Genomic DNA, 24,926 nt, shown 5'->3' on the forward strand with positions numbered 1-24,926 from the left:
GTTGTTTCAAAGATAAGTATCAGCAGTACGGATCTGTTCAGAAGTCTGACGGTATGGCAACGCAGTTTGGGTATACCGAAATCTGCGCTGTACTTTCTGAGAAGAAGCTGACTGTTGTGTTGGAAGCATATCTTGGTACGGATATGATTGAAGGACGGAGTTTTTCGCAGCTTATGTTGAAGCTTGCTGAGAATGTAAAGTATTGATTCAACGTTAAAGGGGCCAAGATTTTTTTCTCAGTCCCTTGTAATTTAATAATCTCAATATAATCTGCTTTCAATATAATAATTTGGTTTAAGCTCTTCGTATCTTGCTTTTTCATATATACAGCTTGCTGTTTTAATATCTCCGTATCGGATAAAAGCGTTTACAGCTGAACATATTCCGATTGTCGATTGCTTAGATTTTACAGGCGGTTCAGTATATTTTCCCCATTCTCCAACCAGGTAGTCGTAGTGTTGTGTTTCATCTCTGATACTGAGTATAAGCTCATTAGAAAGAGATAATAGCTCGCACTGTATAAGCAGTCCCTGCCGCTCGCTGTAAGGAGTGTCGTCTGCCCGTCTGTGTTTATCGAAAGTATAATTTCTGATATTATGACATTCCTTTGAAAATAAATTTTCAAACCGCGAGTTTTGTTTTCCGGTTACAAATCAGAATTTGAAAACCACAATTTTATAAGTGGTTATTGTCCGTCATAGGGCTTCAATAAAATCCTCCGAAAGCCTTGAAAATAGAGGATTTATCGCAATGTGTTCATCTTATCCCTTTATATGATTTCACACAAGTTTACTCTTTCCCTGACTGCTTATAAGGGCAAATACAAGGGCAAGAAAATCTCATAACAAGATATAACAGAGTGTGGCAATCGGAGAACTGTGACATATGTGCGAATATATTATAACGTTATAACGGAGGATTTTTTAATGGACAAGTATATTTATGATGAAATCAACGGTCTTTGGTATGAGTTGCAGGGTGATTACTATATTCCTTGCCTTACTTTACCAGCCGAAAAAGAAAACAAGCCTATCGGCTTATGGGGGCAGAGGCATTTGCGGTATCTCAAAGAATACAAGAGAGTAACTTATACAACGCTTCTAACAAACGGAACGCTGAACGTCTATCTTGTCGATATTGACGAGCAAGCGCAGGATATGTTTTCTCGGTTGATAAAGCAGATGGCAGCAAAAGAAGGTATAACGGAAATGCTCAAGGGTGAAAATCAAATGTTATGGATACAAAGAATGGGAAATATCCAAAGCAGAGCAAGAGAAATTGTCAATACAGAATTGATTTTCAATTAGTGTTTTAAGGCGGCAAGGATTTTCCTTGCCGCTGTTTTTGAAGAAATGTCAATACTTATACTCTTGACAAACAGGACAAAACTTGCTATACTAACAACAGTCAATAAATTGACTGTACGGTAATTGACTTTAAGGGAGGTGGCTGAGATAACAAAGGAAACCAAGAAAAACGCATATCTATATTGCAAATTTCGGGATGAGCAGTTTGCGTTGTATGATGCGTATGCCAAACGCCACGGAATGTTGATGAAAACACTGTTAGTAGTTAACGTTTTATATTATGACGATTTCTATGACAAGGGCGGCGTGACACAGATGGAAATTTGTCAGCGCACCTTTCAGTCCAAACAGACAGTCAATTTAATTATTAAAAATCTTTTAAACGAAGCATATGTAACGGTTGAGGAACGCAAAGGAAATAAGCGGGAGAAAATAGTACGGATAACCGAAGCAGGCAAAGTTTACTGTGAAAAGGTTGTCCGCCACATCACATGGGCTGAAGATACAGCAATGTCTATGTTTACACAAGAGGAGCAAAAACAGCTGATAGACCTCTCACGAACATTTACAAAAAATCTCACTGAGCTTATCAACAGGGAAGCGGAGGATTGAACTATGGAACTTTATGAAGCAATCAACAAAAGAAAAACGACAAGGGAATTTTTAGATACAAAGGTTGATTTTGAGATTATCAAAAGAATTTTAGAGGCGGGCAACAAAGCGCCCACTTGGGATCATAACCGCAACTGGCAGTATATCGTCCTCAGAACCGATGAGGAAAAGGAATTTGCCTTTCCCGAAGCGAAGAAAATCGCCGATAAATTCGACGCCGACCGATACCTCAATATGCCCCGCCCCTATCCCATAACTTTAGGGCAGAAAATGTACGGCTACGCTATGCCGAAGCAGTTTACAATGCTCAAGGATGCCCCTTATGTAATAATCCCCGTGTTTAAATCCAAGCAGCTGAACGGCGAATATGTTTCAAAGCTAAATCCTTTTGCTACCATATGGTGTGTCATAGAAAATATCTTTTTGGCAGCTACGGCAGAGGGGTTGTCCTGCTCCATGCGCATACCGCTGAACGAGGAACACGACACGGTGAAGAAAAGGCTTAAAGTGCCACCGACCTATATGATACCTGTGTTTATAGGTATTGGTTATGCAAATCCCGATGAAGTGCAGTTAGAGCAATATAATCCCGACATAGACAAGCAAATACGCTTTGGAAGATGGAAATGATAACGGCTAAAATATTTAATATCGAAAACCGCACCGTTGAAATCTATGCATGCACGGAACAAGATAAGCCTGTAATATATTTCAATAATTACGATAAAAGCGGCAGATCCGTTTATCGTGCATTAAAGGAAATAACAGACAAAGATTTTTCACTCGTCGTAATCGGCAATTTGAATTGGGATGGCGATATGACGCCGTATGCAATACCGCCTATATCCCCAAACGATACGCCGTGTTCGGGCGAAGCGGATGAATATTTGCGCATTCTTACAGAGAAAATTATTCCTGCGTCAGAGGAACATATACAAGGAAACCCCGAATGGCGAGCAATAACAGGCTATTCTCTTGCAGGGCTGTTTGCGATATATTCTCTCTACAAAACGGATATATTCTCTCGTGCGGCAAGTATGTCGGGTTCGCTGTGGTATCCTAATTTTAAAGAGTACATTTTTAATCACGAATTAAAACGAATGCCCGATTATATTTATTTTTCGCTTGGAAACAAGGAAAGCAAAACAAGAAATCCGTACTTGAAAACCGTGCAGGAAAACACCGAGCAAATCGAGTGTTACTACGCTCAAAAGAATATCCACACCGTTTTTGAACTGAACGAAGGCAATCACTTCAAAGATTGTGCTTTACGTTCGGCAAAAGGTATCAAATGGATATTGGAAAATTAACAGGAGACTATTTATGGAAAAAACTATTTATGCTATGTTTGAAAATGCTGTAGCAAAATATACAAACAAAACAGCGATTATCGAAAACGACAGAACATTGACTTTCGGACAACTTTCCGAATTAGTCGATTTAATTGCGGGAAGTTTTCCCGAAAAGATAACGAGCATCGGAATCGTTATGAGTCATTGTGCGGAAATGATAGCGGCGATATTGGCTGTACTCAAATGCGGCGCAAGATATATTCCCGCCGAGCCGAACTTCCCAACGGGCAGAATACAATATATGATGAAAGAAGCAAATGTAGATTTTATTTTAACAGAAAAAGTGTTTGACAATAAATTAAAAGGATTCGATACAAACATTTTCGATTGCTCTATCTGCGGACTTGAAACGCCTACGGTAAAAACGGTAAATACGGCAAAGGAAAATTCGCCCGCTTATGTTCTTTATACTTCGGGAACGACAGGCAAACCGAAAGGCGTTTGTGTTACAAACGGGAACGTCTGCCACTATGTGGAAGCGTTTACAAACGAATTCTGCCCTACGGAAAAAGACATAATGCTGCAATACTCGGTATGCTCGTTCGATATTTTCGTTGAAGAAGTATTTACAAGCCTGTTAAACGGTGCAGCTCTTGCTATTCCGTCCGACGAAGATAAACAGGACATCCGTTCGCTTATGGCATTTGTGGAAAAACATAAGATAACAATGTTGAGCGGCTTTCCGTACCTTTTAGCGGAAATGAACCACTTACCTGAAATACCGTCTTGCTTGCGCTTACTCATAAGCGGCGGCGACGTTTTGCGTAGCGCATACATAAGCAATCTTTTGGGAAAAGCGGAAATTTATAATACCTACGGACCGTCAGAAACGACGGTGTGTGCCTCCTACTTCCGTTGCACGGCTGATAGCGTATTATCCGACGGAACATACCCTATCGGAACGGCGGTAAAAAATACCCGTATTAAAATTTTAGATAAATACGGAAAAGAATTACCGCACGGCGAAACAGGCGAAATCTGTATTTACGGTAATGGTGTATCGCTCGGCTATATAGGCGATCACGCCGAAGAAAATAAAGCGTTTGCAACGACGGATAGCGGCGAAAGATATTACCGCAGCGGCGATTTGGGATATATTCTGCCCGACGGAAATATTGCTTTCTTACATAGAAAAGACAATCAAATTATGATACTCGGAAAGCGTGTTGAAGTTGCCGAAGTAGAAGCACGACTCTACCAATGCAACGGCGTTGAACAAGCGGTAGTCCGTGCGTTTATCGACGAAGACGGACTCAGCTTTATGACGGCGTATATCGTTCCGTCAGATAACAATGTTAAAGTATCGCAAATACGCAAAGAACTTGCCGAACATTTAACAGCATTTATGATACCAGAATTTATGATTAAAATGCCGAGCATTCCGCTTAACAGTAACGGCAAACCCGATACAGCAAAATTACCCGTCGTTATGAAAGCAGGTGCGCTATGATGGAAATTAAAAAAGCAACAATAGAGGATATAGATACGCTTATGTCTTGGCGTATGGAAGTTTTGCACGACGTGTTTTCTATTGAAGAAAATTCGGATATGTCCGAACTCAGAGCAAACAACCATGCATACTATTTGAATGCCATACCAAACGGAGAGCATATTGCCTGTTTTGCTTGCATTGACGGAGAAATCGTAGGTTGCGGCGGTATATGTATTTACCGGGAAATGCCTTCGCCCGATAATAAAAACGGTTTGTGTGCCTATCTTATGAATATCTATACCCATCCTATGTTCCGTAAACAGGGCGTGGCGAAAGCAGTTGTAAATTGGCTAATAGAGCAAGCAAAGCAAAAAGAAATCACCAAAATATATTTGGAAACTTCCGATCAAGCTCGCTCACTTTATTCGTCTTTAAGCTTTTCGGATATGAAAGGCTATATGAAATTGGAAATATAAAGGAGCTGTTATGGACGATATTATCATAAATAAAGTGGGTACCAAGACTATTCTCACTAAATCCAATTTACCTATCAGCGATTATTCGGTAAATCCCTACATTGGGTGTACGCACGCTTGCAAGTATTGTTATGCGAGTTTTATGAAACGATTTACGGGACATACCGAAGATTGGGGAAGATTCTTAGACGTAAAATATTGGGATGAGATAAAAAATCCACAGAAATACGACAGCAAAGAATTTTTTGTCGGCTCTGTAACCGACCCCTATAACCCTCAGGAAGAAATCTATATGCGTACCCGTGCACTTTTGGAGCAGTTGCAGGGAAGCAAAGCAAAAATTACCATTCAAACGAAATCTGACCTTGTTTTAAGGGATATAGAACTTATAAAATCTTTGCCGAATGCAAGAGTCGGCATAAGCATAAACACCCTTGACGAAACGTTCAAGGACGATATGGACAAGGCTGTTTCTATCGAACGGCGGCTTGCTACAATGAAATTTTTTCATGACGCAGGCGTTCGCACTGCCTGTTTTATCTCCCCGATTTTTCCCGGCATTACCGATGTCAAGGCGATAATTGAACGGGCGAAGAAACAATGCAATTTGATATGGCTTGAAAATCTAAATCTGCGTGGCAGCTATAAAGCGGTCATTATGAATTATATCAAAGAGAAATATCCTGCTTTGCTGCCACTGTATCAGGATATTTATAATCGAGGTAATCGCAGTTATTGGGAAATTCTCGACGCAGAACTAAAAGAATATGCTGCCGAAATCGGTCTTGACTATGTTACGAATGATGACAGTATGAGCTGTTCTTTTGACGCTCCGCCTGTGATTGTTAATTATTTCTATCACAGCGAAATCAAAAAATCAGCAAGAAAAGGCGGTGACAATAATGCCTGAGCTTCCTGAAATAGAAACGATAAAAAATGTAATTGAACCGCAGATAAAAGGGCTTGTTATCAAAAAAATTACTGTCAATCGCTCAGAAGTTATCGCACAGCCGAAGGATGATGAATTTTGCAAAGCTGTTACGGGTCATGAAATATCTGATATGACGCGCAGGGGAAAGTTTTTAATACTTCATTTGAAAAATGAAAGCAGAATTATATTGCATTTGCGAATGACAGGCTGCTTGCTTGTTACACCGTCTGACTATCCAATGGAAAAGCACACGCATATCATTTTTCATCTAAGCGGCGAAAAGGAACTGCGATTTTCCGATATCCGCCGTTTCTGGCGTTTTTGGCTGATACAAGACGGCGAAGAGGATACATTCAGCGGAATCGGTAAATTGGGGCTTGAACCGCTGTCTCGTGAGTGTAACGCTGAATATCTGAAAAGCAAATTCGGAAAGCGAAAAAAGAAAATCAAAGAGTGTCTGCTTGACCAAAGCGTGATTGCGGGAATCGGCAATATCTATTCCGATGAGATCCTGTTTCTGGCAAAAATTTGTCCTGCTCGTTCCGCTGGCAGCTTAACAGAGAAAGAATGGGAACGACTTGCCGAGATGATTCCCGAATGTCTATCCTACTTTATCGAGAAGAATCATATTGAGCAGGAGGATTACCTTCAAACTAAAGGGCAGGACTATCGCAACACGCCCTTTTTGCAGGTGTACGGTCACGCTGGCGAGTCTTGCCCAAACTGTGGCGAAACACTTGTCCGTGTTGTAATCAGCGGCAGGAGCAGCGTATATTGTCCGAATTGTCAGAAGTAAGGAGATTGGAAATGAAAACCGAATGGATATTATGCCCTGTCTGCGGCAACAAAACCCGTGACAGACTGCGGGAAGATACCGTATTGAAAAATTATCCTCTCTACTGCCCGAAATGCAAGCAGGAAACGCTCATCAATGCAAAGGATTTACAGATAACCGTCATTCAAATGCAGGAACGCTGACAAGACTATGTATGCCGCCGTGTATGGATAACACCATAGCGGCGGTTTTTCTTAACAACGAATGTCCCGTAAAGTGCAGCATTCGTTGTTTTTCTATCGGCTGTCTCTGTCAAAGGATTTCTTTCTGCGTGGCTGCTGTCTGCCCTGCTTCTGCAACTGCCTGAGCCTGTTTCTGACGCTCTCTTTTTCAGGCGGTTTCTGTGGTCTGCGCTTTTCCTTAACTTGTCGTTCCCACTCGGCAAGACTGCGGTTGTACTGTTCCACAACGGCTTCGGCTTCTCGGTAGGTCGCCATAAATGCCTGCACATCGGGATAACCGTCCTCTTTCAGAATATCGGGCAGCTTGTCAAGCCTTTCTGAGATTTCGGCTTCGGTCTGCTGTATCTGCCCGGTAAGGGCTTTTCGCTCCTTGCCCTTGAAAATCCCCGTTGTCTCTGAAAGCTGTGTTCTCAGATTGGGCAGAATATTGTCCTGCAAGTTTCTAATCCCTCTTGCTTCGTCCTGTATCCGTATCATCAGGTTTCGCATAGTTTGGAACTCTGCCATATCAATATCCAGCGTGGGTTTCGGCGGCATACCGTGTTCACGGATAAGGTTTTGCAGGAAGTCTTTTGCTCGGCTTACGATACTACGGAACAGATTGGGCAGCCAGCCGCTTTTGCGGATGGAACTGCTTACCTTGTCGTGTATCTCAGTCTGCTTGACCTCCAAAATCCTTGCTTCGGATATTCCCGATACAAGAGCCATATCCACCGTCCTGTTCCATTCCTGCCTCGCCGCATTGTCGGCTTTGATTTCTTCCTCTTTAGGATTGTGCTTGCCGATTTTCTTTGTCGGCAGATACACGCTGTTTTTCTCAAAGACTTTCAAATGCTGTTCGGGATCAGCGATATGGCGGTTGATAAGGTCGGTATAAACTGACTTCACTTCCCGAAGAAAAGGCTCTCCCTTGTAGCGGTCATCCTTTGTGGTGAATAGGTGGATTTCGTAAACCTCTCCCTTTTTGATAACCGTACAGCCTTTCCGTATCTGCCCGTCCTCGCCAGTTATCTCTTTCTTAGTGCGTACCCTTTTGCCTGTTTCATCAAAGAATACGCTTCGTGTGGCAATCTTCACATCAGGCTCAGGGAGTAGCTTCCTTTCACTGAAAATCAAGTGAATGTGGTAATTGGTCTTGCGTTTGTTGTGGTGCAGAGCCGACACACATTCCACACCGTACCGCCTGTGAAATTCCTCCGTGAAATCTTCGAGAACCTGCTGCGGCTCATACTGCGTATAGACTTCGGGCAGGGCGATAATCAGTTCCCTCGCTTCGATACACTTTCCGCCTGCGCCGCTTCGCCTAAATTCCTGCTGGCTTTCCCTTGCGAGACTGCTCCAAAAGTCATTCTCTGCAGTGCGGTAGGCGGCGTACAGGTTTTCCTGTCTTGCGGGACTTGTGATATAGGAAATCCGTCCTTTGACATTCGGCAGCTTCGACATCTGTATGAAGCTGTGTCTTGCCATATTATCCTTTCTCCCATAAATCGGGTGTTCTCATTTTGCAACCGTCTTGATGGTTGCCGCCGACACGAAACAGTGGCGGCGAAAAGTATCAATGCGGGAACGGGAAGTGACTGCGTTGATACTTAGCTCCCCGCAGGGGCGAAATACCCTGAGTACAAATCGGAGATTTGTGCGAGGGGTGTATTTCGCTCTCAAACGCCGAGGGCTTAAAATCACTTCCCGAAAAAAGAATGGGCGTTATTCCACTCTGCGGACATCATTCTGATTGAGAAGATTTCTGCCCTGATTGACGCTCATAAAATGCTCCAGCGTGTCCCTGCGGATAATCGCTTTCCGCCCGACTTTAAGGACGGGTAGCTTACCCCAGTCCACCAGCTTCCGCATGGTGTTCCTGCCGATACCCGTACATTCGGCGGCTTCCTCTATGGTAAGTCCCATTTTGACTGCGTTCATTTTATCAACCTCCTTTCAATGATACTCGTTTTGCAACTATGTACCTGTAATTATACTTATTTTACTACCTTCTGTCAACCTGTTTTGCAACTGTTCATAAAATATTTTTAATTATTATTGCAAAACAGGTTGCAAAGTGAGTTTATATGTGCTATAATAATACCCGTTAGGAGGTGAAAACCTTGAAAGACAAAATCACATTCACCGCAAAACAAGTCGGCGAACGGGTAAAAGAACGCCGAACGGAGTTAAACTTAACAATGCCCGAACTCGGCAAGCGTATCGGCGTAAACAAATCCACCATTCAGCGGTATGAAGCAGACGGCGTTGACCCGAAGCGCACAATGATTATCAACGGTCTTGCCGACGCTCTGCTTACCACTTCCGAATGGCTGACAGGGCTTTCCGAAGATAAAGAATACGACAGCCGCACATTGTGTGCAAAGGATATGGAGGAACACATCAAAAAGTATCTTGATACGGTTTCTTCTGTGGTAAAGGGAGAGCCACACCAACAGTTGCTCACTACATTTCTCGGAAAGATGATTGACCTCTATACGGTTATGACTTATCACTTTGCGGACGCTTGTGCGGAGGTTGACCGTGTGGCAGAGGACGAAGGTTTAAAGCAGTCGCTTAAGCGGTATGCCATTGAGTCGGGCGCAATTACCGAACGTGTTTACCGCAAAGAGATGGAATTACCTATCGAAGATATGAAACGCTTTTTAGACGGGATTTTACATATCTACGATGAGGGACGTACCAAAGTATCTATGGGCGACCTTTTCGGGATAGTAGCGGAAGCCGAAGCAAGGCTTACCGAAAAAGAAAATTCCGTGGCACCTTGACAATAGAAAAGCCGATTGAACACAATCGGCACAAGTGACACTATTTACTTTACGCACACCATATGTCACAGTCCCGATTGCCACGGATAGAAAGGAGTTTTTTATCTATGGCAAAAGGTTCTGTAAGAAAGAAAGGCAAAAAGTGGTATGGTCGCTTTTACATTGAAGATGAAAGCGGAAAAAAGGTGCAAAAGGAGTTTGTAGGGACAGAAAGCAAGTCTGAAACAGAAGCCCTGCTCAGAAAGGCAATCGCTGATTATGAGGAAAAGAAGTTTGTTGCAAAGGCTGAAAACGCAACAGTTGGTATGCTGTTGGATATGTGGGTGGAGGAAGAACTGAAACCCGGCAATTTAAGCAACGGTACGGTAATGGCATATCAGGGAACGGTCAACCGTATCAAGCAGCACCCTATCGCTAACCGTAAGCTGAAAACCGTTACCGCCGACCATTTACAGGCGTATATGGACTATCTCAGTTTCGGCGGGACAAATCCCGACGGTACGACTGCAAAGGCTCTCAGCAAGGGGTATTTACGGTTATTTTCGGCTGTGTTACAAGGGGCGTTCCGTTTTGCGGTATTCCCGAAGCGGATGATTACCTTTAACCCTATGCAGTATGTGGTGTGGCGGGGCAAGAAAGAGGACTATGACCTGTTCTCGGACGAGGACAGCGACACGACTTCCACTCCCACCCTCAGCCACGAGCAGTATTGCAAGCTGGAGGATTTTCTGAAAGCAAAGGACAATCCCGCATTGCTCCCCGTTCAAATCGCTTACTATACGGGACTTCGCATTGGCGAGGTCTGCGGCTTGACTTGGCAGGACATCAATCTTGAGCAACAATATCTCACGGTACGCCGCAGTATGCGCTACAACGGGGCAAGGCACAAGACCGAGATAGGGGCAACAAAGCGGAAGAAAGTCCGCACCGTTGATTTTTGCGATACGCTGGCGGCAATCCTGCGGACAGCAAAAACCGAACAGCACAAAAACCGCTTCCGATACGGAGAACTTTACAACCTCAACTATTACAAAGAAGTCAAGGAAAAAGACCGCACTTATTACGAGGTATACAGTCTGCCGAGAACGGAAGAAATCCCCGATAGCTACAAGGAAATATCCTTTGTCTGCCTTAAACCAGACGGAGCGTATGAAGCGCCGAGTACGGTAGGGATTATGTGCAGGGCGGCAAGCAAAAAGGTCGAGGGGTTAGAGGGCTTCCATTTCCACCAACTCCGACACACCTTCACAAGCAACCTGCTCTCAAACGGGGCAGCACCGAAGGATGTGCAGGAACTTCTCGGACACGCTGATGTCAGTACCACAATGAACATTTACGCTCACGCTACAAGGGAAGCGAAGCGCAGTTCCGCAAGGCTGCTGGATAAAGTAGTCAGCGGGGCATAAAAATTTCCCTTGTTTCGGCTCGTAAGGGCAAAAACAAGGGAAAATACATAAGGTTTGAACACAAAACAGGCGTAAAGCCTTGAAAACAAAGGACTTTTAGAGGGTTAAGTAGATAAATTGGAATTTATCGTTTTATGGATTACACTCATTATAAGAAAATTCTCATATTTCTTTTTTCAGCTTTTTAACAGGTCTGATATACTTCCAAAATCGTTCAGGGTCATGATAAAAATAGAATACTCTGCCTTGAGTAGTGTCAAGACAATAACCTGATGCAGCATAGTCGTAATTTTTCATTGCGTCTTCAATTTCTTGCTCAACATTACAGTTTTGAGTTTGAAAGTCGAACGGACCGTGTTCAAACACAATATACTCTCCCTCGGGGACATCCATTATCTGCATCTGTTCAGGAATTTCACCGCAATAATCAGCAGGAAGCCGTACTCCATAGCTTTCTGCTCTCGGAATACCCCAACTGCAAATTCTGCCTGTGGGTTCGTTGATATATGCCATTATCTGACCGCTTCCGCTGTTGGCATCTGTACCGCCCATATCGTCCAGTTTCCCTTTTATACTGTCAAGCAGTCCGCAGATCGTAGCACAGTCCTGCCCCGGTATTTGGTTTTGCTTTTGCCAGAAATCCCAATAACCGTTGCTCTCATAATTTCTTATGTGCAGATACTTGTGTGCGGGTATTGTCACAAAATATACTTTTACATCATTTTGGGTTTTTGCCATATTTGTTCCTCCAATACTTACCAAGTAGCAATCAAAAGGCTTAATGATAGTGCGAAGGACAACAGGAACAGGATCGCTGCGGTAATCGCTGGGCGTTATACCATAAGCCTCTTTAAAAGAACGGGAAAACGCTTCATGACTGGAAAAACCGTGTTCCAGCGCAATTTCCAAAAGACCTCTTGAAGTATCCCGAATATCTTTTAATGCAAAAGCAAGCGTGCGGTGACGTAAGTAATCACGAAAATGCATTCCGGAGATTTCCCTGAATTTACGGGAAATATAAGATTCAGAATAGCCTAGCTTATGAGCAAGGCAGGAAAGCGTTAATGTTTCATCAGTATGCTTTTTAATGCACTTATCGACTTCTTCCACAATTATCTGCACCAATTCTTCCCATTCGCCCATATCTTGTTACCTCGCTTTTTGATTGCTCTATGATAATTATACATGATAACAAACAATTTGACTTGATTTCAATTGCAAAACTCCGATTTATCTTATTGCCTATGATATCACACTCAACCCGAAAAATCAACCAAACAATCCAGGAAGAAGTGATATTTTGCCTTATACCCCATTTACAGACAAAACGAAAAGTAATGGCAAAATCCGTAAATATAACGGAGTTTTTAAAAATACGAGACAAAAAATGAGGTCCGGCATAAAAGCTGAACCTCAGATATTATAATCTTCGCAAATAAAGTGTATATTATTATCTGGCGTCCTCGGCAAAACCGCTGTCAACCAGAGCAACCAGACCGTCTACAGCCTCGCGTTCATCGGAACCGTCAGCGATGATCCTGATGGTAGTACCGCCGATGATACCAAGGGAAAGAATACCGAGAAGGCTTTTAGCGTTTACTCTTCTTTCCTCCTTCTCGATCCAGATGGACGACTTATACTCGTTTGCCTTCTGAATAAAGAAAGTTGCAGGACGCGCGTGAAGACCTACCTTATTCTGCACTGTTACATCTTTAACGAACATACAATATCTCTCCATTCATAAAATTTCCATTCATAAAAGCAATGGATAAAAAATTGAATTTACCTGTTTAATACTTATATTATACAGGACAACCCCGAACCCGTCAACGCAAATTATCACCAAACCGCAGAAAAAAACAAAGATTTTGTTGTTTTGCTCATATTGAGTTTTTTCAAACTATCAATCTTGTGCAATATGTTCAATAAGTTTTCAACACTTGTGTCATTCTGTACAAAAACACTTAACAATTCATTGTTGAAAACCTTTTTCTATACGTTTTCACTGTCATTTTCGCCCGATAATTTAGTGATAATAGACAAATCTTTTTTACTTAGTGAGTAATTTTTCAATAGGTCGGGACGCTTCTCCAAGGTTGTTTTCAGCGACTGCTCATGCCGCCATTTCTGTATATTGGCATGGTGTCCGCTGAGAAGAACGGAAGGCACCTTCATACCCTCCCACACTTCGGGACGGGTGTACTGAGGATACTCCAGAAGTCCGCTGAAATGGCTTTCGTCCTCATAACAGTCAGGACTGGCAAGAGCGCCGTCAAGCATCCGTACAATGCTGTCTATAAGCACCAGCGCCGGCAGTTCCCCTCCGGTAAGCACATAATTGCCTATTGATATCTCCTCGTCTGCTATTTTTTCTATAACTCTGGCGTCAACTCCCTCATAATGCCCGCATAATATAAATATGCTGTCGAGGCGGGAAAGTTCAATGCACCTTTTTTGAGTAAGCGTCTTGCCCTGAGGGGACATATAAATAACATGAGGCTGAGAACAGGTCATGCTGCATACGGCCTGCCAGCAGCGGTATATAGGCTCGCACTGCATAAGCATTCCCTGCCGCTCGCTGTAAGGAGTGTCGTCTACCCGTCTGTGTTTATCGAGAGTATAATCTCTGATATTATGACATTCCGCGGTAAATATATTTTTTGCTCTTGCCCTTCCTATTATACTCTGATTGAGATAATTTTCTATCATTTCAGGAAAAAGCGTAGCTATGTCAATCCTCATAATCAATAAAAATCCTTTTCGTAAAATCCGGCTCATTCTCAGAATCGCCGTTCAGATGTCTTTGAACACTGCCGCCGTCGCTCTGATAATGCTTTATTCCCTTTGCTGCGGCAAAGAAAAGAATAATGCACAGTAATATCACTATGGCGGCTGCCGCAAGGTCAGCTTTGCGTTTCTTAGGTCTGTTTCCTTCGTTGTTGTAATAAACCCTCAGGCTTGTAAGCATATTGTCACGCTCAATAAACGTCAGCCTGTCTTCGGTATAGTTATTGGCAAGCGCATTGAAGCCGCTTTCCTTACGGAGAGTCTTTATCAGCCACTTCTGCTCCGATTTCTGATTTCTCAGCCTCGGGCTGGCGTCAATATATCTGATATACACCGTTTCAATACATTTCAGCGCTTTTGCGCGGCTGTGCATTTTGGGATATATCAGACAAAACATACTGCTGCTGTAAAGCTCTACAAGCCTTTCGACGTCCTCATATCTGCAAAACATATACACCGCCGGTTTTCAATCGAACAGACCGTCAAGCGGTATGATTTTCATAATACCGGCTTCAATGTCGGTTTCCTTTATTACGTCCGGTATAGCGGGAATATAGTACATTTTTCCCTGCGGCGACTTTATGTGATAAACATCGTTGGCTCCGGTCTGAGTTACATCGGTTATTATGCCGTATTCCTCAGAAGTCAAAGCGTTTATGACCTTAAGGGAAAGCAGATCCTGCACAAAATAACAGCCTTCGTCAAGACCAATATCGTTACGATCCATATAAAGCACCCTGTTTCTCAGCTTCTGAGCTTCCTCAACAGTATCAACGTCCTTGATTTTCATTACAACAATATTTTTATGGACTCTTGCTTTTTCAATTATTACCGGAGTACGGCTCTTATAATAAAGCGTGTCAAACCCGCACAGAAAATCCGGAGTATCGCACCAGGGATTAACCTTGACCTCGCCTTTCAGTCCGAATACAGATACGATTTTGCCTATTTCAAGGTATTGCTTCATATAAAAACCTCCAGTAATAGCCGCACTTATATATTATAATTATATCATAGTCATAGATTTTTTTCAATAGCGTCAAATAAATAAACCCGATTGAGTGTGCGGCGCCGCGATAAAAAATCGGATTCTTTATTTATAGCGTCCGATATGCTGCTTATATAAATTCTGTTTGATCCTATGCTTGACAATATGTATGATTTATGATATAATAAACAAGTTAAATTGCCGCTGTGGTGGAATAGGCAGACACAAGGGACTTAAAATCCCTCGGAGTAAAATCCGTACCGGTTCAAGTCCGGTTAGCGGCACCAGTCCTAGCGCGGACAGCGCAATACCCGTCATCATTTTGTGGTGACGGGTAATTTTTGCCGCTGGGTAAATATCTATTTTATAGTCATAACACATTTTTAAGCGCAAGAGAAATCTTGTGCTTTTTATTTTGGCAATTTCAGCGTTTTTATTCAGCTTTTCTTTTTCCTCCGCTTCCGCGGAACCGCTTTGGCGGGAACGGCTGTTTACAGCAAAAAGAGAGGTAAGCAGGGCAGATAAATAGATATATACCTGTATAAAGGAAACGCGGCAGGATTGTAAAGCTCCTGCCGCGTTTTTTGCATATTCGGGGGATTCAGACGTTGTTGTTAAGCTCTGTAGCGCCGGTAAATCCGGATTTTATTTGCGTAATATGATTTTGATGAGAAAAGTTGAAAGCGGCAATATATGCTTGTTGTCAGTATTACATTTAAGAACCGCCTGCGTACATAAGCTGATAATAACGGACTGAGCAGCTGAAAGGACTGTGACTAAGCGAACAATTCGCTTGCCGTATCCTTGTAATATTCCGCCTGCGCTGCCCATAATTCAGAATATGCGCCGGCGTTGTTCAGCAGCTTATCATGGGAGCCGCGCTCTACTATTCTGCCGCCGTCAAGGACAGTAATATCGTCGCAGAAACGGCAGCTTGAAAGTCTGTGTGAAATATAAATTGCCGTTCTTGTTCCGACAATGGAATTGAATTTCGTGTAAATATCGTGCTCTGAAATTGGGTCAAGCGCCGCTGTCGGCTCATCGAGTACTATAAAGGGCGAGCCCTTATAGATCGCTCTTGCAAGACAAAGCTTCTGCGCCTCGCCGCCGGAAATTTCTACTCCGTTTTCGTCAAAATCCTTGTAAAGACAGGTTTCAATGCCTTTTTCCATACTGTCAAGCCGCTCGGAAAAACCAGCTCTGCGGACGCAATCCTCCACGCGCTTTGCGTCATACTCCGTATCTGCGGCAACATTCTCCGCGATGCTGAAAGAAAACAGCTTGCTGTCCTGAAACACAACCGAGAACAAATCCATATATTCCTCGTATTTATATTTGCGTATGTCAATCCCGTTAAGGGTGATCTCTCCTTCGGTAGGATCATAAAGCCGGCAGAGCAGCTTTACAAGAGTTGACTTTCCGCTTCCGTTTTTGCCTACCAGAGCCATCTTTTCACCGACGCGCCATTTGAGATTTATGTCCTGCAAAACATACTGCTCGCTGCCCGGATATTTAAAATAAACGTGCCTGAATTCAAATTCGTATTCGTTGTCGTCGCGCTTTTCGGTTGGAATCGTGCCTTTGTATTTTTCATCGGGTATGTAGAGAAATTCAAAAACCTGACTCCACATCTGCGATTTGGTAAGCGTACTGCTCACGTTCTGCGATACCTGCTCTAACGCCCATTGTATTCTTGTAAAATACATAACAAAAGCCACTACCTCGCCTGCTGTCATTACACCGTTTACCGCACGGAAAATCGCAAAGGCATACAGAATAAGATTTGCAAGTATATCAAGGAAATACATAACAATAAGCAGTCTGGTCATGCCTTTGAAAGAGCTGCTCCACTCATTTGTTATAAGGCTTATTGCTTTTTTATACTTTCTCTCGATAAGCTTTTGCTCACTATAAAGGCGTATTTTTTTACCGTTTCGGTATTCGTATATTGTGTGGCTCTGAAAAAAATTACGTTCTCTTTCTGCTTGTAATATATCGGGATTGGTATATACCTTGTTCATGATCTTATCGGATTTCGGAATAAGCACCAGTGATTGAAGCAGCTCCTGCGCGCCGCACACAGCCAGTACCGCTGCAACACCCCAGCCCGACAGCATAAAGCTCCTCAGATCGGTTATTTTAACCGAATGTGAAAACAGGATAGGTACGGCAAGCGCGAAACCAACCGCCATTTCAAGCACGCCCTTTGCTGCGCCTGTAAGGTGACCTGTAAGCGCCGGTAATCCTGTATTTGTGTTGTAACAGCCGTAATTTCTTGCGTTGTCAAGCTTGTTCTGGGTATCAATATCCTCAATTTTCGCATAGTCCATATTAAGAACCTTGCGCCACATACTGCCCTCAACGTTTCGTTTATATAAAGTGTCGTGCGTTTGCAGACGGCGGTTGTTAATACAACGTATCAACTGTGATATAAGCTCGATCACGCATACTATTGCCGCCGCTTTAAGCAGATATGAAACAGGCTTTCCGCCTGTTACCCCGTCTATTACAAGAGAGGCCAAAAACACCCCCGAAAAGGTAGATATGACGTCGGGAATGATATTTACGAACGCTCTGCGGAAAATACCCTTGTCTGCCGCTTCTGCAAACCTTATACTGCGCTTGATTATATTGAGCTTTTCTCTAACGGTCATATCGATACCTCCCCGTCATTGTAATAGCTGCTCTGCAATTCAAATAGCTCTGCGTATTTTCCGCCAAGCTCCATAAGCTCTGCATGAGTTCCGCATTCAGCCAATGTTCCGTTTTCTATCATTATAATGCGATCGCAGAAACGTGTTGAGGCAAGCCTGTGAGATATGAAAAGGCTTGACCTTGCTTTTGAAAATTCAAGATAATTCATATACATTTTCTGTTCTGCAATAGCGTCAAGCGCCGCCGTCGGCTCATCAAGCAGCAATATAGGCGCGCCCTTATATAGCGCCTTTGCAAGAGCAAGCTTCTGCTTTTCACCGCCCGAAAGGTCAACGGAGTCCTGATAAACGGAACGGACAAGGGGCGTTTCTTCCCTCTGCGGAAGCGTCATCACCTTATCGTAAATTCCCGCTTTTTTCATACAGTCCCAAAGCAGCTTTTTATCCATAGTCGCTTCCGGCTGTCCTGTTATATTTTCCGCAACGCTTACTGCCAAAACGGAAATATCCTGAAATACCGCAGAAAACAGCTTAAAATATTCCTCTCGGTTATACTCCTTGACGTTAACTCCGTTCAGCAGAATTTCGCCGTCGGTAACATCATATAAACCGCACATAAGCTTTACGATAGTTGTTTTGCCTGCTCCGTTAAGACCGACAAGCGCAAGCTTTTCTCCATTATGGAGCGTAAATGAAAGGTTATTGATAGTAGGCTTTTCCGCACCGCCGTAGGTATAGGTAACATTACGGAATTCAATCTCATATTCGCCGTCGGGAATATTTACGCCTTTATCCCGGTTGGTGATATCCTCGGTTTCAAGATATTCACGATAATTATTTATATTGCCCGAGATCCATTGATAACCCGACATATTGTTGCACCAGTCGCTTGTAGCTTCTTTTAATCTGAAAACGGAGTTGAAGTACAGTACAAAATCACCTGCGCCTATACCTCCGTTTGCAACAAGCCATATAAGGTAGCCGTATGTGCAGAAATTTCCGATAAAGCTGACTATCGTACTGAGAAGATTATGTCTGAACTCCCATGCGTCCTGCTGTCTGAGCCAGTTCAATCTATCGGAAAGTGAACGTGAAAACGCTTTTTCAAGCCATTCCTGCATACCGAAAACACGCACGTCCTTTGCTTTTGAAAAATCTCCGCCTACGTTTTGTATATAGCTGAGCTGACGGTCATATTTCTGCCAGTTATCCTGCATATTCCATATCCATTTCATTTTGTGCCGTTCTATGTTGTAGCAAGCCACCGCAGGAAGAACTACTACTGGAAGCACCCTTATATCAAGGGTCGTAAGCAGAGCCGAGTATGTAAAAAATTCAAGAGTGTGGCGAAGCGTTCCCCTGATATTAATTACGACGTTAAGAGAAATAACGCTCAAACTGTCACGAGCCTTATTAAGCCTGTCGCTTATTCCGGGTTTTTCGTTGTTTTCATAGTCGGTAGTCATATTTTTATGCATTAGCTTCAGAGCGAAATGGTTGTAAAGATTATTAAAACCGATAAAGCCCTGATAATTTCCAACTATATTTTGAATACTTCCGAATACCTTATTGCCTACAATAAGCATGATACAGATCATTAACAGATTTGTGCTGCCAAAGCCTGCGGCAGCAAGCTCTACAACATATTTATCCGTTAAGGTAGCGCACAGACGGGCCAAATAGTAACTCACAGCAAATGCAAAGCAGGAAAAAATCATCTTTTTATCAATGCTCCATATTTCGCCCATCGCATAAGTCAGATTCTGCACAACGCCGTATTTTCGGCTCTTGATTTCCGCACGGTATTTTTCACGGTCTTCCTTTTTCTTCTTTTTGCTTCGTTTTGTGATTTTCTGCATAATCTCACCTCGCAATCATCATAACATAAAAACCGACCGCTGTGCCCGTTTTTGCACGAACGGTCGGTATTTGTAACGAAATGCAGCTTACGGCTCCAGCGGCAGCATTATTTCCGTGGCAAATATGCCCTCCTCGTTCTGCCTGTTGACATAGCCGCCGTATTTTTTGGCAATACGGTCTATGCGGAATATTCCGTAGCCGTGATTTTCACCCTTTGTGGAACGGTATTCATTTCCTGACTTTCTGACCTCTCCCGCCGAATTCTGAACCGAAAGATAAAACTGATTTTTTAAAGTGCCTATGTAAATTCTCATAAATCTCTCGCTTTCAGGTAGCTTAGCGCAAGCCTCGGCCGCATTGTCAAGAAGATTTCCCATAACCGCGCACAGCTCCACATCGGACAGCGTCAGATGTTTAGGAATGTTCGCTTTGACATTCAGCTTTATATTCAGCTTTTGCGCTATGGACAGCTTGCTGTTTAGAATAGCGTCAGCCATTACATTTCCTGTTTTTATAACCGTATCAACAGTGGTTAAGTCGTCTGCAAGACTGTCAAGATAGCTGTTGAGAGCTTCATAATTTCCCTCGGCAAGCTGTATTTTCATATTCTGAATATGATTACGGTAATCATGCCGCCAGCCCCGCACCTGTTTATACATATTCTCGATTTCATTTACCTGTTTTTCAATAAGCTCGCTCTGGAAGCGTTCTATGCGGCGGTCGATGAGATTGTAAAGATATTTTTTCATCCATATAAGCAGCAAAATAACCGCCGATACAGCAAGAGCAGCTGTAACTGTAATTACGGCAAGTTCCATTTTATTCTCCTGTGTAAAACTCAATAAATTTTTTATTTACTTCGCCATAGCGCCGCCTTGAAAGAGGTATTTCCTTGCCGTTATCAAGCATGACCGCCGTTTTTCCTATGCTTTTGACAAACCGCAGATTTACAATATAAGAACGGTGAGTATGAATAAAGCCGGTTATCCCCTCAAAGCTTGCGATGCTCATATTGCAGTCAAGCATTCTGCCGTCTGATATATGCACCTGAGTATTCCTCCCGAAGGCTTCAACAAAGACTATTCTGTCAGTTGAAATATGCGTTGTTCCGCTGTCGGTCGTCAGCACTGTTTCGGCTGATTTTTCAGCATATCGTTCTGCATTTCTGTCAAGAACTGCAACCAGCTTGTCCTTGTTCAGAGGCTTCAGAAGATAATGGAGCGCTTCCACGTCATATCCGCCGCTCATATATTCTGAAAAGCCTGTTATGAACACTATCGGAAGCATATCTCCCTTTGCGCGAAGCTGTTTTGCAAGCTCCATTCCGTTTATGCCTTTCATTTCAATGTCAAGCAAAAGCAGATCGCAGGGATCATCAGGATAACAGAAAAGAAATTGTTCGGCGCTTTCATAGGTGTTTATATGCACAGCAAACGGCTTGCCGGCAGACCATTCACTTAAAATGCTTTTCAGGCTGCTTATTTGGATACTGTCATCATCGCAGATAGAAATCGTTATTGGCATAAACTCACCGCCTTTTGAATTAGTATAGCATATTTTATAAGCATTTTCAATCTTATGCGGCGTACTTTAAAGATATTTTACTGTGATCAAAGTCTGAAATTATGTGATGCAGCCCCTGATTCTCAAAATGATCGGTCGGCTATTTGTTTATGCTTTCTCACAGAAAATCGGCAGATATAAAAGAAATTTTCTTGAAAATCTGCCGATTGCTTTAATAATATTCGGTTGTGAAAGATTTTTTGGCGTCAAAAAAAGCCGCATAACTGCGCGGCTTTCGGAGTGGATATCTTTTTGTTCCACAAATATGGTCGAGGTGACGGGACTTGAACCCACGGCCCCTACGTCCCGAACGTAGTGCTCTACCAAACTGAGCTACACCTCGAAAACTCTGCTATAATATTTTAGCACTAAATCTTCATTGTGTCAAGAGATTTTCAGGGAAGTTCATAGATTGTTTTTAAACCAGTCGGTTATATATTGTGCTTTCTCGGTCGGATGCACAGGACAAACCTGCGCTGTAATAATATATATCTGAAAACGTGTCATATTTCCTGTGATTCATTCATATTTTATGAAAATTCGGAATAAATAAAGTCCCGTATTTGCGCGGTTTAACGTAAATACGAGACTTTATCCTGGTGAGCTATCGGGGATTCGAACCCCGGACCCTTTGATTAAAAGTCAAATGCTCTGCCAACTGAGCTAATAACTCACAGCTAGTTATGAAGCGGCAGAATTTTCATTCTGCAACGACTTAATTATTATAGCAAACTGACGTTTATTTGTCAAGTGTTTTATGCAAATTTTATTATACTGACAAAAATAATTTTCCTGCAAATTGTTGGGTTATACAGTTTGTACAACCCTATCTGACAGATAAAGCGCAGCGGCAGCAGGCAGAATAATCAAAGCTCCAGTCCGAAAACATAATCGTCCATGACGTATCCGCCGCCTATGTCGGCAGCTTCGGTTCTGAGCACTTTCATTCCCCAGTGCTTATAAACTTCAATAGACGGATCGTTATGCCTGTTTACCGTAAGCCATACCATAGTGTTTCCGTTTTTTCTTCCTATATTCCTGATAAAATCAAAAGCTTTTGAAGCATAGCCCCGTCCTCTGTATTCCTTTTTGAGGTACAGCTTTGAAAGAAACAGCGTATTGTCAGGCTTTTCGCATATTCCGAAATAACCCGCCTGAATACCGTCAACAAAAAATCCGTAGTAGTCATATCCGGATTCTGTCTGTGCTTTTAAAGCCGGATATGACTGAAACTTTTCAACCATATAGTCTATCTGTCCGTCGGATATTATACCGCTGAAATGCTGGTGCCAGATTTCGTCGGCAAGAGCGGCGGTCTGCCTTAGCTGCTCGTCAGACAAAATTTTTTCAAAAGTAAGCATTATTCCTCAATTCCTTTCAGATATTCTATAAACTGCTTGGCGACTCTGGGCGAGCGTCCGCCTCTTGTAAGGGCGAAGGCCTCAGCCTTTGCGCACACCTCGTCCTCAGGCATTTTAAGACCGTACTGACCTGCCAGATCGCGTACCACCGACAGAAACAGCTCCTTATTAGGCTTGGAGTATGTAACGGTAAGTCCGAAGCGGTCGGAAAGCGACAAAAGCTCCTGCATCGTGTCGTTGAAGTGGATCTCGTCGCCTTCTCTTGCGGAAAACGTTTCACGCACAAGGTGACGGCGGTTTGAAGTAGCATATATCGCAAGATTTGACGCGGTGGAGGAAACGCTGCCTTCCAATATGGCTTTAAGCGCGGCAAAATCATCGTCGTCCTCGGTAAACGAAAGATCGTCTATAAAAATAATGAATTTAAGAGGATTTTTGCTTATGACCTCAACTATCGCGGGAATTTCGTGAAGCTGCTTTTTCTTAAGCTCTATAAGCCTGAGTCCGTCGGGATAGTATTCGTTTGCAATAGCCTTGACCGTAGAGGATTTTCCCGTTCCGCAGTCGCCGTAAAGCAGAACGTTGTTTGCAGGCTTGCCTTTAAGCAGAGCCAGAGTGTTGTCTATAACCTCTTTGCGCTCCCTTTCATAACCCGAAAGCTGAGAAAGTCTGATAGGGTCAGGGTATTCAACCGGAACTATAGAACCGTTCTTTATGACAAAAACATGGTAATGAGAGTATATTCCGTAGCCGTATTGGTTTATCTGATGGATCCTGTCGGCGTATATTTTAGAAAAATCCAGTTCCTCGGTTTTGTAGCGGGGGAGAAATCCGCTGTATCCGATTTTTGATATGATAGCCTCGGAAGATATGCGTGAAAGATCCTGCAAAACCATAAGCTCGCTGGCAAGACATTCGTCCAGCAGCGCTCCGGTTTCCTTTCCCTCGCCCTTTTTGAGCATATAAAGATTTTCGTTTTCAAGCGCGAGCCTTAGGATATAGCGTGTAAGATTATCCGAGTGAGTATAAAGCTGAGCGGCAAAGTCGCAGTATTTTTCCACCGCCTTGTCCATTTTGCCATCTTCGCAGGCTTCAAGAGCCAGCAAAAGCTTTTTTATAACATTTCTTTCCTTAAGACTTTTAAAAATAACCAGAGTTTTTGTCTGCATAAGCAGCTCTTTGAAGTCGTTCATTTTAAAATACCCTCTTTGAAATCATATATCCATTATATTATAATACTTTAGATTCCATTAGTCAAGAATCGGCGGAAGAAGCGAACGCTTTTCATATCGGCATACCAGTGTTCAGGAAAAAATATTGTAAAGCCAGTCATATTCCTTAAGTTCCGTGAATATAATTATATAAAAAGGACATTGAAAGGAAGATCGACTTGAAAAATCATATTCAGCTGATGGCGGTTTTTGCAGTGTTTCTGATACTTGTTCCCTGCATAGCCTTTTTCAACGGAAAAAGCGGACAGGCTCCCGCCAATACCGAGGCAGGTTCCGATACGGTAAAATTCTTATTTACCGAGGAGGACAAGGTCGAGGAAATACCTATGGAGGATTACATGATAGGAGCGGTCCTGGCGCAGATGCCCGCCGATTTTGAGGAGGAGGCGCTGAAGGCGCAGGCTGTTCTTGCGCATACATATGCCGTAAGGCGTATTCTGAATGAAAAGGAAAATCCGACTGAAGCGCTGAAAGGCGCGGCAATGAGCGACGACGCTTCACTGTATCTCGGCTACTTTACCGAGGCGCAGGCGAAGGAGCTTTACGGCGACGACTATAAAACCGCCTATGAAAAAATATCAAAGGCGGTAAAAGCGGTAAAGGACGATATTCTGGAATATGAAGGCGAGCCGATAACCGTAGCCTTTCACGCTATAAGCGGAGGGAAAACCGAATCGGCTCTTAACGCGTGGGGGGAGGACATACCTTATCTGACCGTATGCGACAGCTCGTGGGACACTGAAATATCCGGCTTTGAGAAGCAAACCGAATTTACTCCGGACGAGCTTTCCGCCAGAATCTCCGCTCAGTTTCCAGATGCGGATATCAGCGGAGTTTCTGAAGAAAAGTGGATCGTTCCCGATGAAACGACTGCTTCGGGGACGGTGCTTTCGGTCGGAATAGGAGAAAGCTTTTTCATAACAGGTCAGCAGTTTGCTAACGCGCTTTCTCTTCCGTCGCCCTGCTTTGAAGCGGAATATTCGGACGGAAAATTTATCATAACGACGCGGGGCTACGGACATCTTGTGGGAATGAGCCAATACGGCGCCAACTACCTTGCGCGTGAGGGAAAGAGCTGCGAGGAAATATTATCCCATTACTTTCCGGGAACGGCTTTGTCCTGATTCATGCGCGGTTTTTTACTGCCGTGTCAGGAACAATGCCGGATACCTTGCGTTAT

26 protein-coding genes and 3 tRNA genes are annotated in these 24,926 nt (G+C 43.2%); 14 read left to right on the top strand and 15 right to left on the bottom strand.

The window, feature by feature from the left end; translation table 11 throughout:
- The first annotated feature begins 53 nt into the window (after positions 1–53).
- The 10 genes from EIH25_RS12485 (at position 54) to EIH25_RS10400 (ending at position 7,088) form a co-directional block, all read left to right on the top strand.
- Complete coding sequence (locus EIH25_RS12485; protein WP_164489221.1) at positions 54–206, top strand: hypothetical protein; 153 nt, start codon at positions 54–56, stop codon at positions 204–206.
- A 720-nt stretch (positions 207–926) separates the two neighbouring features.
- A complete protein-coding gene (locus EIH25_RS10360; RefSeq protein WP_124100972.1) occupies positions 927–1,307 on the top strand; it encodes a TnpV protein in 381 nt (126 codons plus the stop codon).
- 246 nt (positions 1,308–1,553) lie between these two features.
- A complete protein-coding gene (locus EIH25_RS10365; RefSeq protein ID WP_243113149.1) occupies positions 1,554–1,919 on the top strand; it encodes a MarR family transcriptional regulator in 366 nt (121 codons plus the stop codon).
- A gap of 3 nt (positions 1,920–1,922) precedes the next feature.
- Positions 1,923–2,549, top strand: coding sequence for a nitroreductase family protein (locus EIH25_RS10370; RefSeq protein ID WP_124100974.1), 627 nt, complete (start codon positions 1,923–1,925; stop codon positions 2,547–2,549).
- Positions 2,546–3,229, top strand: a complete 684-nt coding sequence (locus EIH25_RS10375) for an alpha/beta hydrolase-fold protein (protein WP_124100975.1) — start codon at positions 2,546–2,548, stop codon at positions 3,227–3,229. The genes EIH25_RS10370 and EIH25_RS10375 overlap by 4 nt, the downstream gene beginning before the upstream one ends.
- 13 nt (positions 3,230–3,242) lie before the next feature.
- Positions 3,243–4,721, top strand: coding sequence for an amino acid adenylation domain-containing protein (locus EIH25_RS10380; RefSeq protein WP_124100976.1), 1,479 nt, complete (start codon positions 3,243–3,245; stop codon positions 4,719–4,721).
- Entirely contained in the window at positions 4,718–5,179 is a 462-nt protein-coding gene (locus EIH25_RS10385; RefSeq protein WP_206425707.1) for a GNAT family N-acetyltransferase, read from the top strand. Before EIH25_RS10380 ends, EIH25_RS10385 begins: the two co-directional genes overlap by 4 nt.
- Before the next feature lie 10 nt (positions 5,180–5,189).
- Positions 5,190–6,089, top strand: a complete 900-nt coding sequence (locus EIH25_RS10390; RefSeq protein ID WP_124100977.1) for a radical SAM mobile pair protein B — start codon at positions 5,190–5,192, stop codon at positions 6,087–6,089.
- Entirely contained in the window at positions 6,082–6,906 is an 825-nt protein-coding gene (gene mutM, locus EIH25_RS10395) for a bifunctional DNA-formamidopyrimidine glycosylase/DNA-(apurinic or apyrimidinic site) lyase (RefSeq protein ID WP_124100978.1), read from the top strand. The genes EIH25_RS10390 and mutM overlap by 8 nt, the downstream gene beginning before the upstream one ends.
- Positions 6,907–6,917: 11 nt before the next feature.
- Positions 6,918–7,088, top strand: a complete 171-nt coding sequence (locus EIH25_RS10400) for a cysteine-rich KTR domain-containing protein (RefSeq protein ID WP_124100979.1) — start codon at positions 6,918–6,920, stop codon at positions 7,086–7,088.
- A 93-nt stretch (positions 7,089–7,181) separates the two neighbouring features.
- Here the strand turns inward: EIH25_RS10400 and EIH25_RS10405 are convergent, their stop codons facing one another.
- Together EIH25_RS10405 and EIH25_RS10410 are read right to left on the bottom strand one after the other, a co-directional pair.
- Positions 7,182–8,594, bottom strand: a complete 1,413-nt coding sequence (locus EIH25_RS10405) for a MobA/MobL family protein (RefSeq protein WP_124100980.1) — start codon at positions 8,592–8,594, stop codon at positions 7,182–7,184.
- 237 nt (positions 8,595–8,831) lie between these two features.
- Positions 8,832–9,047: a helix-turn-helix domain-containing protein gene (locus EIH25_RS10410; protein ID WP_124100981.1), complete on the bottom strand. Its 216-nt coding sequence runs from the start codon at positions 9,045–9,047 to the stop codon at positions 8,832–8,834.
- 173 nt (positions 9,048–9,220) lie between these two features.
- Here EIH25_RS10410 and EIH25_RS10415 point away from each other — a divergent pair, with 173 nt between their 5' ends.
- Together EIH25_RS10415 and EIH25_RS10420 are read left to right on the top strand one after the other, a co-directional pair.
- Positions 9,221–9,895: a helix-turn-helix transcriptional regulator gene (locus EIH25_RS10415; RefSeq protein WP_243113151.1), complete on the top strand. Its 675-nt coding sequence runs from the start codon at positions 9,221–9,223 to the stop codon at positions 9,893–9,895.
- A gap of 107 nt (positions 9,896–10,002) precedes the next feature.
- Positions 10,003–11,301 (top strand): site-specific integrase, encoded by a 1,299-nt coding sequence (locus EIH25_RS10420; RefSeq protein WP_124100983.1) that lies wholly within the window; start codon positions 10,003–10,005, stop codon positions 11,299–11,301.
- 162 nt (positions 11,302–11,463) lie between these two features.
- On the opposite strand, the gene EIH25_RS10425 is transcribed toward EIH25_RS10420, so the two are convergent.
- The 5 genes from EIH25_RS10425 to rimM form a co-directional block, all read right to left on the bottom strand.
- Entirely contained in the window at positions 11,464–12,444 is a 981-nt protein-coding gene (locus EIH25_RS10425; protein WP_124100984.1) for a helix-turn-helix transcriptional regulator, read from the bottom strand.
- Between the two features lie 307 nt (positions 12,445–12,751).
- Positions 12,752–13,024: an HPr family phosphocarrier protein gene (locus EIH25_RS10430; RefSeq protein WP_124100985.1), complete on the bottom strand. Its 273-nt coding sequence runs from the start codon at positions 13,022–13,024 to the stop codon at positions 12,752–12,754.
- A 269-nt stretch (positions 13,025–13,293) separates the two neighbouring features.
- Positions 13,294–14,043, bottom strand: coding sequence for a tRNA (guanosine(37)-N1)-methyltransferase TrmD (gene trmD / locus EIH25_RS10435; protein ID WP_124100986.1), 750 nt, complete (start codon positions 14,041–14,043; stop codon positions 13,294–13,296).
- Positions 14,033–14,539, bottom strand: a complete 507-nt coding sequence (locus EIH25_RS10440; RefSeq protein ID WP_124100987.1) for a hypothetical protein — start codon at positions 14,537–14,539, stop codon at positions 14,033–14,035. Before EIH25_RS10440 ends, trmD begins: the two co-directional genes overlap by 11 nt.
- A gap of 15 nt (positions 14,540–14,554) precedes the next feature.
- Entirely contained in the window at positions 14,555–15,055 is a 501-nt protein-coding gene (rimM, locus tag EIH25_RS10445; protein ID WP_124100988.1) for a ribosome maturation factor RimM, read from the bottom strand.
- Positions 15,056–15,276: 221 nt separating this feature from the next.
- Here rimM and EIH25_RS10450 point away from each other — a divergent pair.
- A tRNA-Leu gene (locus EIH25_RS10450) sits at positions 15,277–15,363 on the top strand.
- 489 nt (positions 15,364–15,852) lie between these two features.
- Here the strand turns inward: EIH25_RS10450 and EIH25_RS12630 are convergent.
- From EIH25_RS12630 to EIH25_RS10490, 8 genes are all read right to left on the bottom strand, one after another.
- Positions 15,853–17,730: an ABC transporter ATP-binding protein gene (locus EIH25_RS12630; RefSeq protein ID WP_124100989.1), complete on the bottom strand. Its 1,878-nt coding sequence runs from the start codon at positions 17,728–17,730 to the stop codon at positions 15,853–15,855.
- Entirely contained in the window at positions 17,727–19,589 is a 1,863-nt protein-coding gene (locus tag EIH25_RS10460) for an ABC transporter ATP-binding protein (RefSeq protein ID WP_124100990.1), read from the bottom strand. The genes EIH25_RS12630 and EIH25_RS10460 overlap by 4 nt, the downstream gene beginning before the upstream one ends.
- Before the next feature lie 87 nt (positions 19,590–19,676).
- Entirely contained in the window at positions 19,677–20,408 is a 732-nt protein-coding gene (locus tag EIH25_RS10465; RefSeq protein WP_243113152.1) for a GHKL domain-containing protein, read from the bottom strand.
- A 1-nt stretch (position 20,409) separates the two neighbouring features.
- Positions 20,410–21,114, bottom strand: coding sequence for a LytTR family DNA-binding domain-containing protein (locus EIH25_RS10470; RefSeq protein WP_124100991.1), 705 nt, complete (start codon positions 21,112–21,114; stop codon positions 20,410–20,412).
- Positions 21,115–21,419: 305 nt separating this feature from the next.
- Positions 21,420–21,496, bottom strand: a tRNA-Pro gene (locus EIH25_RS10475).
- Positions 21,497–21,750: 254 nt separating this feature from the next.
- Positions 21,751–21,826: transfer RNA gene (locus tag EIH25_RS10480), tRNA-Lys, on the bottom strand.
- Between the two features lie 193 nt (positions 21,827–22,019).
- Positions 22,020–22,514 (bottom strand): GNAT family N-acetyltransferase, encoded by a 495-nt coding sequence (locus EIH25_RS10485; RefSeq protein ID WP_124100992.1) that lies wholly within the window; start codon positions 22,512–22,514, stop codon positions 22,020–22,022.
- Positions 22,514–23,707 (bottom strand): ATP-binding protein, encoded by a 1,194-nt coding sequence (locus EIH25_RS10490; protein ID WP_124100993.1) that lies wholly within the window; start codon positions 23,705–23,707, stop codon positions 22,514–22,516. Before EIH25_RS10490 ends, EIH25_RS10485 begins: the two co-directional genes overlap by 1 nt.
- Positions 23,708–23,904: 197 nt before the next feature.
- Between EIH25_RS10490 and spoIID the strand changes: the two genes are divergently transcribed.
- Positions 23,905–24,870: a stage II sporulation protein D gene (gene spoIID, locus EIH25_RS10495; protein ID WP_124100994.1), complete on the top strand. Its 966-nt coding sequence runs from the start codon at positions 23,905–23,907 to the stop codon at positions 24,868–24,870.
- Positions 24,871–24,926: the final 56 nt, after the last annotated feature.

Origin of the sequence: Ruminococcus sp. Marseille-P6503, assembly GCF_900604945.1 — a bacterium.
Classification (GTDB): domain Bacteria; phylum Bacillota; class Clostridia; order Oscillospirales; family Ruminococcaceae; genus FB2012.

Excerpts from the sequence above, each read along its gene's own strand:
- EIH25_RS12485 (WP_164489221.1), top strand. The coding sequence starts at position 54 with ATGGCAACGCAGTTTGGGTATACCGAAATCTGCGCTGTACTTTCTGAG.
- EIH25_RS10360 (WP_124100972.1), top strand. The coding sequence starts at position 927 with ATGGACAAGTATATTTATGATGAAATCAACGGTCTTTGGTATGAGTTG.
- EIH25_RS10365 (WP_243113149.1), top strand. The coding sequence starts at position 1,554 with ATGAAAACACTGTTAGTAGTTAACGTTTTATATTATGACGATTTCTAT.
- EIH25_RS10370 (WP_124100974.1), top strand. The coding sequence starts at position 1,923 with ATGGAACTTTATGAAGCAATCAACAAAAGAAAAACGACAAGGGAATTT.
- EIH25_RS10375 (WP_124100975.1), top strand. The coding sequence starts at position 2,546 with ATGATAACGGCTAAAATATTTAATATCGAAAACCGCACCGTTGAAATC.
- EIH25_RS10380 (WP_124100976.1), top strand. The coding sequence starts at position 3,243 with ATGGAAAAAACTATTTATGCTATGTTTGAAAATGCTGTAGCAAAATAT.
- EIH25_RS10385 (WP_206425707.1), top strand. The coding sequence starts at position 4,718 with ATGATGGAAATTAAAAAAGCAACAATAGAGGATATAGATACGCTTATG.
- EIH25_RS10390 (WP_124100977.1), top strand. The coding sequence starts at position 5,190 with ATGGACGATATTATCATAAATAAAGTGGGTACCAAGACTATTCTCACT.
- mutM (WP_124100978.1), top strand. The coding sequence starts at position 6,082 with ATGCCTGAGCTTCCTGAAATAGAAACGATAAAAAATGTAATTGAACCG.
- EIH25_RS10400 (WP_124100979.1), top strand. The coding sequence starts at position 6,918 with ATGAAAACCGAATGGATATTATGCCCTGTCTGCGGCAACAAAACCCGT.
- EIH25_RS10405 (WP_124100980.1), bottom strand. The coding sequence starts at position 8,594 with ATGGCAAGACACAGCTTCATACAGATGTCGAAGCTGCCGAATGTCAAA.
- EIH25_RS10410 (WP_124100981.1), bottom strand. The coding sequence starts at position 9,047 with ATGAACGCAGTCAAAATGGGACTTACCATAGAGGAAGCCGCCGAATGT.
- EIH25_RS10420 (WP_124100983.1), top strand. The coding sequence starts at position 10,003 with ATGGCAAAAGGTTCTGTAAGAAAGAAAGGCAAAAAGTGGTATGGTCGC.
- EIH25_RS10425 (WP_124100984.1), bottom strand. The coding sequence starts at position 12,444 with ATGGGCGAATGGGAAGAATTGGTGCAGATAATTGTGGAAGAAGTCGAT.
- EIH25_RS10430 (WP_124100985.1), bottom strand. The coding sequence starts at position 13,024 with ATGTTCGTTAAAGATGTAACAGTGCAGAATAAGGTAGGTCTTCACGCG.
- trmD (WP_124100986.1), bottom strand. The coding sequence starts at position 14,043 with ATGAGGATTGACATAGCTACGCTTTTTCCTGAAATGATAGAAAATTAT.
- EIH25_RS10440 (WP_124100987.1), bottom strand. The coding sequence starts at position 14,539 with ATGTTTTGCAGATATGAGGACGTCGAAAGGCTTGTAGAGCTTTACAGC.
- rimM (WP_124100988.1), bottom strand. The coding sequence starts at position 15,055 with ATGAAGCAATACCTTGAAATAGGCAAAATCGTATCTGTATTCGGACTG.
- EIH25_RS12630 (WP_124100989.1), bottom strand. The coding sequence starts at position 17,730 with ATGACCGTTAGAGAAAAGCTCAATATAATCAAGCGCAGTATAAGGTTT.
- EIH25_RS10460 (WP_124100990.1), bottom strand. The coding sequence starts at position 19,589 with ATGCAGAAAATCACAAAACGAAGCAAAAAGAAGAAAAAGGAAGACCGT.
- EIH25_RS10465 (WP_243113152.1), bottom strand. The coding sequence starts at position 20,408 with ATGGAACTTGCCGTAATTACAGTTACAGCTGCTCTTGCTGTATCGGCG.
- EIH25_RS10470 (WP_124100991.1), bottom strand. The coding sequence starts at position 21,114 with ATGCCAATAACGATTTCTATCTGCGATGATGACAGTATCCAAATAAGC.
- EIH25_RS10485 (WP_124100992.1), bottom strand. The coding sequence starts at position 22,514 with ATGCTTACTTTTGAAAAAATTTTGTCTGACGAGCAGCTAAGGCAGACC.
- EIH25_RS10490 (WP_124100993.1), bottom strand. The coding sequence starts at position 23,707 with ATGAACGACTTCAAAGAGCTGCTTATGCAGACAAAAACTCTGGTTATT.